Genomic DNA, 12471 nt, shown 5'->3' with positions numbered 1-12471 from the left:
CTGCCGCGCCTGCGGTTCTGTCGTCCTGCGGTTCTGCCGCGCCTGCGGTTCGGTTCTGTCGTCCTGCAGTTCTACCCGGTCCGGCCGGGCGGCCGTTCCGGTGGGGCCCGGGCAGCGGGCCCGGCCAGGTCCGTCGTGTCCCGCCCCGGCCCGTGCCGGTCAGGAAAGGCCCGGTCAGGCCGGGTCCGCCAGGACGATGATGTTGTCCGTCCAGTGGCCGTCCGGGCCGATCCGCCCGCCGCAGGTGATCAGCCGGAGCGCGGGGCCGGGGGTGTCGCCGTAGACCGTGTCGGTGGGGAAGTTGTCCTTGGCGGCCTGGAGCAGGCTGCGGACCGTGAAGTCCACGGTGCGCCCGTCCGCTCGCCGGATCCCGATCCGGTCGCCCGGGTGGAGTTCCGGCAGGCGCTGGAAGACCGCCGGGCCGTGCTTGGTGTCGAGGTGCCCGATCAGGACGGCGGGGCCGGCCTCGCCCGGGGCGGGTCCGTTGCGGTACCAGCCGACCTGATCGGCGTGGTCGGCCGAGGGCACCTGGACCGTGCCGTCGGCGTTCAGGCCGAGGCCGGTCACCGGGGCGTCCACGTCGATGGCGGGGATCAGCAGCCGGTCGGGCGGCGAGGCGGCGAGGGCGGGGGCCGTGGGCGCTCCGGCGGGGGTGGTGGTCGTGCCGGGTGTGTTCGCCGCGGGCGCGGTGGCCGCCGGGTCGTGGCCGGAGGTCTCGATCTGCACCACTGGGGTGTCCCGGCCGGACAGTGCGAGGGTGCTGCCGAGGGCGAGGCAGAGCAGGCCGGCCGTGCCGAAGACACTTCGCTGCAGGAGGCTCGGGCCGGGGCGCGGGGCGCGCCGCCGCCCGCGACCGCCCCGCTGGTCGGTCCCCGCCGCCGGGGGCGCCCCGGCGCCGCTTCCCCGCCCGGCCGGGTGCGGGGGAAGGACGCCGGGGTGCCCGGCGGACTCGGGACGGGTGTCAGCCACGCGCGCCGGAACGGCGGCGCAGGAGGGCGAAGCCCAGCGCACCGGCACCGACGGCCGCGACGGCGCCGCCGCCGGCCAGCATCAGGCCGTTGCCGTCGGTCGCGGCCGAGCCGTCACCGGCCTGGGCGGCACCCTTGGGCACCTCGCGGACCTGCGGCTGGGAGCCGGCCGGGGCGTGCGCCGGGGACGGGGTGCCGGTGGCGACCGCCGGGGCCGGCTGGCCGGTCCGGACGGGGGCGGGGGTGGCGGTGGGGGTCGTGCGCTCCCCGCCGACCGCCGCACCCGCCGGTGCCGCGGGGGCGGCGGGAGCGGCGGACGGCTTGGCGGGGGCCGCCGGGGTCCCGTCGGCCCAGGCCTGTCCGCCGGTGACGACGGTCATCAGCGCGGCGCCGGTCAGTGCGCAGACCGCCAGCAGACGGCGGGCGGGCGAACGGTCGGTGCGGGTCCTGCTCATCGGGGGTGCTCCTTCATGGCTCTGGTGAACGCGTCGGTGGCGAGACCGCGGTTCTCGCCGACGCCTGCGGCCGGTACGGTCCGCGGTGCTCGTACGGCCGGGTACGGCCGGTGCGGCCCGTGGTGCTCGTACGGCCGATGCGTCGTCAGTGACGGTAGGAGGGCCGTGTCGCGGTCCCCGCCCGGCCGTGTCACGGTCGCCCATCGGCTGCGTAACGGTCTCCGGACCGGCCGGAACGGCCTCGTGACCCACCCGGCACCGAGGCCGTGACCCACCCGGCACCGAGCCGGTGACCCACCCGCACCCGCGCTGAGCATCCCCGCCCGCCCGTCCGTACTCCTCGGTGGGGACGCAAGCGAGAGAAAGGTGGCAGTGATGAGCATCCTCGCCAACCTCCTGCCGGCGATGCGGGAGTCCCGCCGGGATCGCGGAAACGACCGGGAGGAGCGGAACAACACCAACAACACGACCGGTCACGGTCGTCGTCGGCACGGCCGCAAGAACAAGCACGGCCGGCGTTGACGGCTGACGGACACGGTCTCCGGGCTAGGACGAGCGGGTGTGGTCGCCGCGGCGGTCGACGGCTGCCGGCACCGGTGACGGCGACGGCCGGGTGGACCCGGTCGTCGCTCCGGCGCCGCCCGTGTCGCTGCGGCGGACGTTCCGGCGGTTCTGGCCCTACACCCGAGCGGGACGGCGCTGGCTGACCCTGCTGGTGGTGCTCGTCCTGCTCGGCCCGGTGGTCGACGCCGCCATGGTCTGGCTGTTCAAGGTGGTCGTCGACGACGTCCTGGTGCCGCGCAGACTCGGGCTGTTCCTGCCGGTCGCGCTCGGCTACGCCGGGCTGACCCTGCTGGCAGGGGCCCTGGACTTCGCGGACGAGACGCTCTCCACCTGGGTCAGCGAGCGCTTCCTGCTGGCCCTGCGGGCGGATGTGTTCCGCCACCTGCAGGGCCTGCCGCTGGGCTTCTTCGAGCGGCGTCGGCTCGGCGACGTACTGTCGCGGCTGACCGCGGACGTCGAGGCGGTCGAGACCTTCCTGCTCTCGGGCGTCCTGGACGCGGTCGCGTACGTCGCCGAGCTGGCCGTCTTCCTGGGTGTGCTGTTCTACCTGCGCTGGGACCTCGCGCTGACCGCGCTGGTGGTCGCCCCGCTGTTCTGGCTCACCGCCCGGCGGTTCTCCACCAGGGTGCGGGCGGCGTCCCGGGAGCGGCGGCGCCGCAGCGGTTCGGTCAGCGCCCTCGCCGAGGAGACGCTGGGCAACATCGCGCTGGTGCAGGCGTACAACCGGCAGGACTGGGAGCAGGACCGCTTCCTGCGGGAGAACCGGGCGCGGTTCCGGGCGACCATGGCGGCCACCCGGCTGCGCGCGCTGTTCGCGCCGATCGTGGAGCTGCTGGAGCTGGTCGGCGCGCTGATCGTCCTCGGGCTGGGCGCCTGGGAGTTGGTCCGCGGCCGGCTCACCCTCGGTGAACTCCTCGTCTTCGTCGCCCTGTTGAGCCGGCTCTACAGTCCGATCCAGGGGATCGGGCGGCTCAGCAACGGCTTCTTCTCGGCCTCGGCGGCCGCCGAGCGGATCATCGAACTGCTCGACCAGCAACCGCAGGTGGCCACTCCACGGCGCCCGCTGCGCCCGGCCCGGGTGCGCGGCGCGGTGGCCCTCGACGGGGTGTGGTTCCGCTACCCGGGCGCGGCCCGCCCGGCGCTGTGCGACGTCTCCCTGCGCGCCGAACCGGGCGAGACGGTGGCGCTGGTGGGGGAGAGCGGGGCGGGCAAGTCGACGGTCGCCAAGCTGCTGCTGCGCTTCTACGACCCGGAGCGCGGCGCCGTCCGGCTGGACGGCATCGACCTGCGCGAACTGGCGCTGACCGACCTGCGCGAACACCTCGCGGTGCTGCTGCAGGAGACCCTGGTCATCCACGGCACCGTCCGGGAGAACATCGCCTACGGCCGCCCCGGCGCCACCGACGCGCAGATCACCGCCGCCGCCCGGGCCGCCGACGCCCACGAGTTCGTCAGCCGGCTGCCGGACGGCTACGACACGGTGGTGGGCCAGCACGGGCGGCTGTTGTCCGGCGGCCAGCGCCAGCGGATCGCGATCGCCCGGGCGATGATCCGGGACGCACCCGTGCTGCTGCTCGACGAACCGACCACCGGGCTCGACCCGGAGTCGGGACGGCGGATCCTGGAGCCGCTGGGACGGCTGATGAACGGCCGGACGACGATCATCATCTCGCACAACCTGCTGACCGTACGGAACGCCGACCGGGTCGTCCTGCTGCGCGAGGGCCGGGTCGCCGCCTGCGGCAATCACCGCCAACTGCTCGCCCACGACGACGGCTACGCCCGGCTCGCCCGGGCCGCGACCCCGACGGGGGCCGCCCGATGACCGTCACCCGGCCACTGCCCGCCGGGGCGTCGATCGCCCCCGGCTACCGGGTGCTCGCCCACCTCTGCCGCACCGGCTGGCTGGACGTCTACGACACCTGGAGCGAGGAACGGGACTGCCGCTGCGTGGTCAAGGTGCTCCGGCCGGACCGCCGCCGCGACCGCGACCTGCGCGAACGGCTGCTCCGGGAGGGCCGCTGGCTGACCGAGTTCACCCACCCCCACCTGGTGCGCGGCTACGGCACCGGCGAACGCCCCCAGCCGTACGCGGTGTCGGAGACCCTCGGCGGCGAGACCCTGGCCCACCTGCTCGACCGGCGGCCGCGCCGCCCGGCGGCCACCGACCTGGCCCTGCTCGGCCTGCAACTCATCTCCGCCGTACGGTACTTGCACGGCAAGAAGCTGCTGCACCTCGACCTCAAGCCCGCCAACATCGTGATCGACTGCCGCCGCGCCAAGCTGCTCGACCTCAGCATCGCCCGCCCACCGGGCCCGGCCCGCCCGGGCCTCGGCACCAAGGGCTACCTCGCCCCCGAACAGGCCGTCGGCGGCCGACTCACCGCCGCCACCGACGTCTGGGGTCTCGGCGCCACCCTCTACCGGGCCGCCACCGGCGAACTTCCCTTCGGCGGCCCGCCGTTGAGCCCGGCCGCCCCGGTGTCCCGGCGCCGCCGCCTGCCCGGCCCGCTCGCCGGGGCCATCGACGCCAGCCTCCGCCTCGACCCGGCCGACCGGCCGACCCTTCCCCAACTGGCCGACACCCTGGACGACTTGCTCCCCCGCGGCCGCCGGGCGGTGCCCCCACCTCCGCCGCACGACGCACCCGCTCCCTGACAGGACGGGAGCCACAGCCCTAGTCCGTGCGCCGCCGCCCCGTCCGCAGCTGCCGGAGCGTCCACCCCTGCCCGAGTGTCCGGGTGTGGGCGGTGAACAGCTCGGCGGCGCGGCGGTAGGAGAGCCGGGCCCGGCCGGTGTGGGGGCAGCGGTCGGCGGCGGGGGTGCCGGCCGGGGCGCGGCGGTCGGTGAGGAAGAGCGGGCCGCCGGCGCGACCGGCGATCAGCAGCGGGAGCAGCCGGGCGGTGCCGGTGCCCCAGTGCACCTGGACGCGGTCGGGCCGGGGGCGGGTGCGGCGGCCGGGGAGGTCCAACTGGTCGGTGTCCAGGGCGAGTACGGTCTCGATGGCGGCGCCGGACTCGTGCAGCAGGTGCCAGAGCGCCTGTTCGCGCAGGGGTGCCCGGCGGGCGAACAGGGCGCGCAGCTGCTCGGGGGCCAACGGTGCGGCGGCCTCGGCCGGGTGGGGCAGTGGCAGGGGGCGTAGTCCGGTGCTCGGGTCCCGGTCGATCCAGCCCTGGGCGCGCCACCAGGCCACCGCCGCGCGCAGGGTGGAGAGTTCGCGGTTGAGGGTGCGCGGGTCGGTGTCGGCCGCGCGCCGGCCGGCGGCGGCGCGCAGCCGCTCGGCGGCGTCCGGGTGGTCGAGCAGGGCGAGCGGCAGGACGGGCGGGCGGGCGCGGCGCCGGGTGGGGCCGGTGGGGGCGGGCCGGTCGGCGAGGGCCCAGGCCCAGGTGTCCAGTGCGATCCGGTAGATCCGCCGGGAGCCCTCGGCGAGCCCGGAGGCGGTCAGGTAGCGCTCGACGGCGAGGCCGTACTCGACCGGGGGGAGCTCTGTCACGATCGCCTTCTTCCGCAGTAAATGACCGCCCTGAATGCCGCTCCAGGATATCCGTAAAGCGCAGTAAACAGCAGGTGGAAGCCCATCAGCGGTCGAATTTACTGCGATAGCCCGCAGGGTCGCAAAAATTGATGCCAAAAGGCTCAGGTTTTGGCCCGGAAACCCTTGAACCCAGTTCCCCCCGGCCGCAGACTGACTGCCCATGGCAATGGACACAGAGCGGATCCCGGTCCGTCCGAGGCGCCTGGGAGAGCGTCTCGCGGTGCTGGGCGAGCGCGACTTCCGCCGTTTCCTCATCGGCTACACGACCTCCCTCCTCGGCTCCTCGATGGCCCCGGTCGCGGTGGCCTTCGCCGTCCTCGACGGCGGTGGGACGGGCACCGGGCTCGGCTGGGTGATGGCCGCCCGGATCCTCCCGGTGGTGCTGGTGCTGCTGGCCGGCGGGGTGATCGCCGACCGGTTGGGCAGCCGCCGTCTGATGCTGGGCTCGGACGTCCTGCGCGGCCTGGTCCAGGGGCTGTTCGCCGCGCTGCTGGCGGCCGGGCACGCGCCGGTGGCGGCGATGGTCGCGCTGGTGGCGGTGTGGGGGATCGGCGAGGGGCTGTTCATGCCCGCGTTCGGCGCGGTGGTGCCCGGTCTGGTGCGCCGGCAGGAGCTGCTGGCGGACGGCAACACCTTGCTGGGCCTGTCGCGTTCGGTGTCCACGGTGGCCGGGCCCGCGCTGGCCGGTCTGGTCACGGCGACGCGGGGCCCGGGGGCGGTGCTGCTGATCGACGCGGTGACGTACGGGGTCGGCGCCCTGGCGCTGGCCGGTCTCCGCCTGCCCGTGCCGGTACGACCGGCCACGGCCGGTGACCGGACCTCGACGGTCCACGAACTGCGAGCGGGCTGGTCGGAGTTCGCCGCCCGCCCGTGGCTGTGGATCACCACCGCGCAGATGGGCCTCTTCAACCTGCTGGTCTGGGCCCCGTTCCTGGTGCTCGGCCCGCTCACCGCGCAGCGCGAGCTCGGCGGCGCCCGGGCCTGGGGCCTGGTGATGGGCGTGTACGGGGTCGGCGCGGTGCTGGGCGGGCTGCTGATGCTGGGCCGCCGGCCGGGGCGCCCGCTCGCGGTGGCGACGCTGGCCGGGCTGGCCTGGGCGCTGCCCTCGGCGGCGCTGGCGACGGGGGCGCCGCTGCCCTGGCTGGTGGCCGGCGCGTCGCTGGCCGGGGTCGGTTCGGCGGTCTGCGGGACGCTGTACGGCACCACGATGCAGCGGTGGGTCCCGGCCGAGCTGCTGGGCCGGCTGACCTCCTTCGGGGCACTGGGGGCCTTCGTCCTCGGCCCGCTCGGGTTGGCGGCGGCCGGTCCGTCGGCGGACCGGTTCGGCACCGGCGGGGTGCTGTTGCTCGGGGCGGTCTGGCAAGTGGTGGCCGGGGCCGTAGTGTTGGGCGTACCGGCCGTACGGAATCGTCGCTGGGAGGAGGGCCCGAGCACCTGACTCACCCCTCGGACGGCTCCGGGGCGCACCCCCGGCCACCATCGGTGCGGCCCACCGCGCACCGTGCCCGGCCGGCTCCGGAGTGCCGCCGGTCGCTCCGCCCACGCGTGTGTGCCTCCGCGGCGGGCGGGGTGGCCGGGTCGGTCGTACGGTGGACGGTGGGGGTCAGAGGAGGTTTGACCATGCCCGGTTCGCTCACCATCAGCCACCACCAGGCCGCGGCCACCCTGGATCACGCGGACGCGGAGCGGCTGGCCACCGTGCTGGCCGAGCTGGCGTACCTGCTGGAGATCCCGGGGCCGAACCGGATCAACGAGGCGCAGCTCGCCGTGCTCTGCGAGGGCCGCACCCCGGACCGCGCCGAACTGTCGCACTGGGCGAGGGCGCTGTCCACCGAACTGAAGGGGCGGCGCTGAGCGGGCGGCACTGAGGGGGCACCGCCGACCGGACCCACCGGCCGCACCCGCCGACCGCACCCGCCGACCGGACCCGCCGGAGGCCCGCCCCGTCCGCCGTACGATGGCGAACGGGGCGGACCGGCCGGTGCCGCGCCCCGGCTGCCGGACCGGCCGGTGGCCGGCCTGGTGGAGGGTGGGGGCCCGAACGTGTCGCAGTCCTGGTCGTTGTCCTGGCTGACCGTGCCGACCCCGCTGCCCAGCGGCCCGATGCACATCGCGGTGACGCCGCTGGGCGTGGCGGCGGCCGGATACGGGGGACGGGACGGCGAGGTGCCGCCGTGCACCGACCCGGCGAAGATCGCCGCCGTCACCGAGCGGCTCGGCGCCTACCTGGCGGGCCGCACCCGCGAGTTGGGCCTGCCGATCGACTGGAGCCTCAGCTCCGGGCCGCACCGCGCCGTGCTGCGCACGCTCTGGGAGCAGGTGCCGTACGGCCGGACCATCACCTACGGCGAACTGGCCGCCCGCAGCGGGGTGTTCGAGGACGTCACCGAACCCGGCCTGGCCGCCCGCACGGTCGGGCAGATGATGGCGGCCAACCCGGTCGCCCTGCTGGTGCCCTGCCACCGGGTGGTGGCGGCGGACGGGATCGGCGGCTTCGGCGGCGGACGGGTCGGGATCGACGTCAAGCGCTGGCTGCTCACCCTGGAGGGAGTGCTGGAGCCGACGCTGGACTGGAACGGGCCGCTCTAGCCGTCGTGGGTCTGACCGGCACCCGCCGGGGTCGCCGATGGGGGAGGATGGGGGCCGGTATTCCGGTAGTTTCGAATAGATAGTCGAACAAATATCGATCAGGTGATCTAGTCGTACTATTTGTTCGGTTATTCGGAACCACTCGAATGAGTGATTGCGGGACGCCCCCGAACGGGCCCACCATGAAGCCGTAACACGAATGTGCAAGGCGACGATTCATCGGGCATGCGAAGGGCTCCCCTTATGTCGACCGAAACCAATGCCGGAATTCCTGCGCCGGGCGCGCAGCCGGAGATCCGGCAGCAGCAGTCCCTGAGCACGGCGGGCGCGCGGAACCTCGCCACGACCACCAAGTCCGCGCCCCAGATGCAGGGCATCAGCCCGCGCTGGCTGCTCAGGATGCTGCCCTGGGTGGAGGTCTCCGGCGGTACCTACCGGGTCAACCGCCGCCTGCGCCACAAGGTCGGCCGCGGCCGGGTGAGTTTCGTCAAGACCGGCTCCGCGGTGCGGGTCGTCCCGCAGACCCTGGCCGAGGTGCCGGTGCTGCGCGGATACCAGGACGAGGCGGTGCTGGAGGAGCTGGCCGGCCGCTTCGTGCAGCGGCAGTTCGACGCGGGGGAGGTCCTGGTCACCGCCGGCACGCCGATCAGCGAGGTCTTCCTCATCGCGCACGGCAAGCTCGACCGGCTCGGCACCGGCAAGTACGGCGAGGAGACGGTGGTCGGCACCCTCGCCGACGGTGACCACCTGGGCGACGAGGCGCTCCAGGAGGAGGAAGGCTCCTGGCCGTACACCGTCCGCGCCGCCACCTCCGGCACCGTGATGGCGCTCTCCTGGCCCTCCTTCCAGGAGCTGCACGACCGCTCCGAGTCGCTGCAACTGCAGATCATGGAGTACCTGAACGGCTTCCAGCAGGCGCAGAACAAGCACGGCGAGGCCGCCATCGACCTCTCCGCCGGCCACCAGGGCGAGTACGACCTGCCCGGCGCCTTCGTGGACTACGAGCTCAAGCCGCGCGAGTACGAGCTGAGCGTCGCCCAGACCATCCTCAAGGTGCACAGCCGCGTCGCCGACCTCTACAACCAGCCGATGAACCAGACCGAGCACCAGCTCCGGCTGACCATCGAGGCCCTGCGCGAGCGCCAGGAGCACGAGCTCATCAACAACCCCGAGTTCGGGCTGCTGGAGAACGCCGAGTACGACCAGCGGATCCAGACCCACTCCGGCCCGCCCACCCCGGACGACATGGACGAGCTGCTCAGCCGCCGCCGCAGCACCAAGATGTTCCTGGCCCACCCCAAGGCCATCGCCGCCTTCGGCCGGGAGTGCAACAAGCGCGGCCTCAACCCGGGCACCGTCGAGGTCGAGGGCAAGCACGTCAACGCCTGGCGCGGAGTGCCGATCTTCCCGTGCAACAAGATCCCGATCATCGGCGGGCACACCACCTCGATCATCGCGATGCGCGTCGGCGATCACAACCAGGGCGTCGTCGGGCTGCACCAGACCGGAATTCCGGATGAATACCAGCCGGGCCTTTCGGTGCGTTTCATGGGAATCGACGAGAAGGCCATCATTTCCTACCTGGTGAGCGCCTACTACTCGGCCGCGATCCTGGTCCCGGACGCCATCGGCGTACTGGAGAACGTGGACGTCGCGCAGCGCTGACGACGGGCACCCGGCTCGGGCTCCGAGCCCGGAACCGCGCCGCCCGGCCAGGGGCACCGTCCCCGGCCGGGCGGCGCGCCGCGGTGCGTACGGCCACCGGCCCGCCGCCCCGGCACCATCCGGCCGCCCGACGGGCCGGCCGTCCCACGCGCCCCAGGGCGTGTCTTTCGGATCACGTCCTACAGGGGGAGGAACCCATGACGAGCTCCACGCTGGAGCGGGACCACAAAGAGGGCCACGAGGCGGCGGACATCCTCGCCCGCGCCCGCGGACTGGTCGACCCGGTGCTGCGCGCCGCCGTCGACTCGCTGCCCGGCACGATGCGCAAGGTGGCCGGCTACCACTTCGGCTGGTGGGAGGCGGACGGCACGCCCTCCGCGTCCTCCTCCGGCAAGGCGATCCGCCCCGCCCTGGTCCTCGCCGCCACCCAGGCCCTCGGCGGCGCCCCCGGTACGGCCGTCGCCGCGGCCGCCGCGGTGGAGCTGGTCCACAACTTCACCCTGCTCCATGACGACGTCATCGACCGGGACGAAACCCGGCGCCACCGGCCCACCGCCTGGCGGGTGTTCGGCACCACCGAGGCCATCCTGGCCGGCGACGCGATGCACTCCCTCGCGCTGCGCCTGGTCGCCGAGGACTCCCACCCGGCCGCCCGGGGCTCGATCCGCCGCCTCGCCGACTGCGTGGTCGAGCTCTGCGAGGGCCAGCAGATCGACTGCGCCTTCGAACAGCGCAACGACGTCTCGCTCACCGAGTGCCTGGCGATGGCCGAGGCCAAGACCGGCGCGCTGCTCGGTGCCGCCTGCGCGATGGGTGCGCTGTACGGCGGGGGCTCGGAGGAGGCGGCGCAGGCGATGGACGGCTTCGGCCGCGAGATCGGCCTGGCCTTCCAGCTGATCGACGACCTGATCGGCATCTGGGGGGATCCGGCGGTCACCGGCAAGCCGGTCGGCGCGGACCTCGTGGCCCGGAAGAAGTCGTTGCCGGTGGTCAAGGCGCTCGGCTCGGGCACCCCCGAGGGCGCCCGGCTCGCCGACCTCTACTCGCTCGAACGGGCGCTCACCCCCGGCGAGTTGGACCAGTGCGCGGCCGCGGTCGAGGCGGCCGGCGGGCGCGGCTGGGCGCAGGGCGAGTCCTGCGAGCGGATGGCGGCGGCGATGGCGCAGCTGGCGGTGGCCGTCCCGGAGCCGTCCGCGGCGGATGAACTGCTGGCGCTGGCCGAGCTGGTGACCCGCCGCACCCACTGAGTGCGTCGCCGGAGCGGGAAGTCGGCCCGGTCGACTTCCCGCTCCGCTGCGTCTCCCGCTGCGTCTCCCGCCGCTGCGTCTCCCGCTTCGCCCGAGGCGCTTCACTCGAGGCGCTACCCCGGGCACCTCACCCGTGGGCGGCCAACAGCCGTTGCTCCTTGGCCGGTTCGATGCCCTGCTTGAACGGTGCCCCCGGTACCAGCTTCCGCCCCTCGGCGTCGGTGTCCTCGGCCGGCCCCCGGGCGCGCAGCCACTCCCAGGTGTCCCGCGCGGTCTCCGCGAACGGCCGGCAGCGCAGCCCGGCCGCCTCGGCGCGGCCGCTGTCGACCTGCCAGATGTACTTCCACTCCGGCAGGTCCGGCGCCCAGAAGGGGAGTTCGAGCCAGGGCTCGACCTGGTCCGGCCCCTCGGCCAGCAGCGCGGCGTCGTCGACCCGGACCAGCTCGGTGCCGGCCGCGCCCGCGAGCTCCCGGCAGGTCTCCAGCCACTGCCCGAAGGTGAGCCGCCCGGGCGGCGCCGTGGTGATGAAGCGCCCCGCCGTCCCGGCCGTCAGCCGGTCGAGTCCGAAGGCGGCGAAGTCCCGGACGTCGATCACCTGGATGGTCCGCTCCGGATCGCCGGGCGCGAGCACCCGGCCGCCGCGGGCCATCCGCTCCAGCCACCAGGGCAGCCGGCCGCCCAGCTCGTACGGTCCGATCAGCAGTCCGCTGCTGAGCACCAGGGTGCGGTCGGCGCCGAAACCCGCCAGCACCGCGCGCTCGGCGCCCGCCTTCAGCTCGCGGCCGAAGGGCTGGTCGGGCGGGGTGTCGGCGGGGCAGGGGAGGAGCGGGGAGTCCTCGGTGATCACCTGGGTGGCCCAGTCGGCGTAGGCGTGCACCGAGGAGACGAAGGTGTAGTGGTCGGCCCGTTCGCGCAGCAGTCGGGCGGAGAGCGCGGCCTGGGCGGGCTGGCGGGCGGAGGTGTCGACGACGGCGTCCCAGTGGCGGCCCTCGACCAGCCGGGCGAGATCCTCGGCGCTGTCGCGGTCGCCCCGGACGGACTCGACCCCGGGCAGGTCGGGGGCGCTGCGGCCGCGGTTGAAGGTGGTGACCTGGTGGCCGCGTGCGAGCGCTTCGGTGGCGTAGGCCCGTCCGAGAAAGGACGAACCCCCGAGCAGAAGGATCTTCATGCCGGCCAGCATGTCAGCGCCGGCCCACCCGTACGCCCGGATTCGCGCTGAGCAGAGCGCGAACCGAGCGCCCGCCCGACAGACGCCCCAGCCGAACGCCAGAACCGAGCACCCCAGCCGAGCGCTGAGCCGAGCGCCCCAGCCGAAGGCCTGAGCCGAGCGCCCCAGCCGAACGCGAGCCGAGCCGCACCCGCCCCCGGTGGGGAGCGCCCGCCCGACATGCCACCCCCACCCACCCCCCTTAGCATCCCAGATGTACCGATCTGCCCTGATCCGGCCT

General features: G+C 74.5%; 12 protein-coding genes. 8 read left to right on the top strand and 4 right to left on the bottom strand.

Features of this window, described 5'->3' with window-relative positions; all coding sequences use genetic code 11:
* Positions 1–174: 174 nt before the first annotated feature.
* Both ACZ47G_RS01980 and ACZ47G_RS01975 read right to left on the bottom strand, forming a co-directional pair.
* Positions 175–969 (bottom strand): class F sortase, encoded by a 795-nt coding sequence (locus tag ACZ47G_RS01980; protein ID WP_465739494.1) that lies wholly within the window; start codon positions 967–969, stop codon positions 175–177.
* A complete protein-coding gene (locus tag ACZ47G_RS01975; protein ID WP_465739492.1) occupies positions 962–1423 on the bottom strand; it encodes a hypothetical protein in 462 nt (153 codons plus the stop codon). Before ACZ47G_RS01975 ends, ACZ47G_RS01980 begins: the two co-directional genes overlap by 8 nt.
* 375 nt (positions 1424–1798) lie before the next feature.
* Here ACZ47G_RS01975 and ACZ47G_RS01970 point away from each other — a divergent pair, with 375 nt between their 5' ends.
* The 3 genes from ACZ47G_RS01970 to ACZ47G_RS01960 are packed head-to-tail and all read left to right on the top strand — an operon-like array spanning position 1799 to position 4645.
* Entirely contained in the window at positions 1799–1945 is a 147-nt protein-coding gene (locus tag ACZ47G_RS01970; RefSeq protein WP_465739490.1) for a hypothetical protein, read from the top strand.
* Between the two features lie 37 nt (positions 1946–1982).
* Positions 1983–3812, top strand: a complete 1830-nt coding sequence (locus ACZ47G_RS01965) for an ABC transporter ATP-binding protein (RefSeq protein WP_465739489.1) — start codon at positions 1983–1985, stop codon at positions 3810–3812.
* Positions 3809–4645, top strand: a complete 837-nt coding sequence (locus ACZ47G_RS01960) for a serine/threonine-protein kinase (RefSeq protein ID WP_465739488.1) — start codon at positions 3809–3811, stop codon at positions 4643–4645. The genes ACZ47G_RS01965 and ACZ47G_RS01960 overlap by 4 nt, the downstream gene beginning before the upstream one ends.
* Positions 4646–4664: 19 nt before the next feature.
* Here the strand turns inward: ACZ47G_RS01960 and ACZ47G_RS01955 are convergent, their stop codons facing one another.
* Positions 4665–5480, bottom strand: coding sequence for a hypothetical protein (locus ACZ47G_RS01955; RefSeq protein ID WP_465739487.1), 816 nt, complete (start codon positions 5478–5480; stop codon positions 4665–4667).
* Positions 5481–5682: 202 nt separating this feature from the next.
* Between ACZ47G_RS01955 and ACZ47G_RS01950 the strand changes: the two genes are divergently transcribed.
* From ACZ47G_RS01950 to ACZ47G_RS01930, 5 genes are all read left to right on the top strand, one after another.
* Positions 5683–6960 carry an MFS transporter gene (locus ACZ47G_RS01950; protein WP_465739486.1) on the top strand — a complete coding sequence of 426 codons (1278 nt, stop codon included), beginning with the start codon at positions 5683–5685 and terminating at the stop codon, positions 6958–6960.
* A 182-nt stretch (positions 6961–7142) separates the two neighbouring features.
* Entirely contained in the window at positions 7143–7376 is a 234-nt protein-coding gene (locus ACZ47G_RS01945; protein ID WP_465739485.1) for a hypothetical protein, read from the top strand.
* Positions 7377–7565: 189 nt separating this feature from the next.
* Positions 7566–8111 carry a methylated-DNA--[protein]-cysteine S-methyltransferase gene (locus tag ACZ47G_RS01940; protein ID WP_465739484.1) on the top strand — a complete coding sequence of 182 codons (546 nt, stop codon included), beginning with the start codon at positions 7566–7568 and terminating at the stop codon, positions 8109–8111.
* Between the two features lie 243 nt (positions 8112–8354).
* Positions 8355–9776 (top strand): family 2B encapsulin nanocompartment shell protein, encoded by a 1422-nt coding sequence (locus tag ACZ47G_RS01935; protein ID WP_465739483.1) that lies wholly within the window; start codon positions 8355–8357, stop codon positions 9774–9776.
* 197 nt (positions 9777–9973) lie between these two features.
* A complete protein-coding gene (locus ACZ47G_RS01930) occupies positions 9974–11023 on the top strand; it encodes a family 2 encapsulin nanocompartment cargo protein polyprenyl transferase (RefSeq protein ID WP_465739482.1) in 1050 nt (349 codons plus the stop codon).
* 127 nt (positions 11024–11150) lie between these two features.
* Here the strand turns inward: ACZ47G_RS01930 and ACZ47G_RS01925 are convergent, their stop codons facing one another.
* A complete protein-coding gene (locus tag ACZ47G_RS01925; RefSeq protein WP_465739481.1) occupies positions 11151–12191 on the bottom strand; it encodes an NAD-dependent epimerase/dehydratase family protein in 1041 nt (346 codons plus the stop codon).
* Positions 12192–12471: the final 280 nt, after the last annotated feature.

This window comes from Kitasatospora sp. NPDC030952 (assembly GCF_055571335.1).
Note: the sequence above shows the minus strand (reverse complement) of the source record. Positions and strands in the feature narration are given on the sequence as shown.

What these genes read in the sequence shown, in the direction of transcription:
- ACZ47G_RS01960 (WP_465739488.1), top strand. Translation starts at nt 3,809, where the DNA reads ATGACCGTCACCCGGCCACTGCCCGCCGGGGCGTCGATCGCCCCCGGC.
- ACZ47G_RS01970 (WP_465739490.1), top strand. Translation starts at nt 1,799, where the DNA reads ATGAGCATCCTCGCCAACCTCCTGCCGGCGATGCGGGAGTCCCGCCGG.
- ACZ47G_RS01930 (WP_465739482.1), top strand. Translation starts at nt 9,974, where the DNA reads ATGACGAGCTCCACGCTGGAGCGGGACCACAAAGAGGGCCACGAGGCG.
- ACZ47G_RS01935 (WP_465739483.1), top strand. Translation starts at nt 8,355, where the DNA reads ATGTCGACCGAAACCAATGCCGGAATTCCTGCGCCGGGCGCGCAGCCG.
- ACZ47G_RS01945 (WP_465739485.1), top strand. Translation starts at nt 7,143, where the DNA reads ATGCCCGGTTCGCTCACCATCAGCCACCACCAGGCCGCGGCCACCCTG.
- ACZ47G_RS01925 (WP_465739481.1), bottom strand. Translation starts at nt 12,191, where the DNA reads ATGAAGATCCTTCTGCTCGGGGGTTCGTCCTTTCTCGGACGGGCCTAC.
- ACZ47G_RS01950 (WP_465739486.1), top strand. Translation starts at nt 5,683, where the DNA reads ATGGCAATGGACACAGAGCGGATCCCGGTCCGTCCGAGGCGCCTGGGA.
- ACZ47G_RS01975 (WP_465739492.1), bottom strand. Translation starts at nt 1,423, where the DNA reads ATGAGCAGGACCCGCACCGACCGTTCGCCCGCCCGCCGTCTGCTGGCG.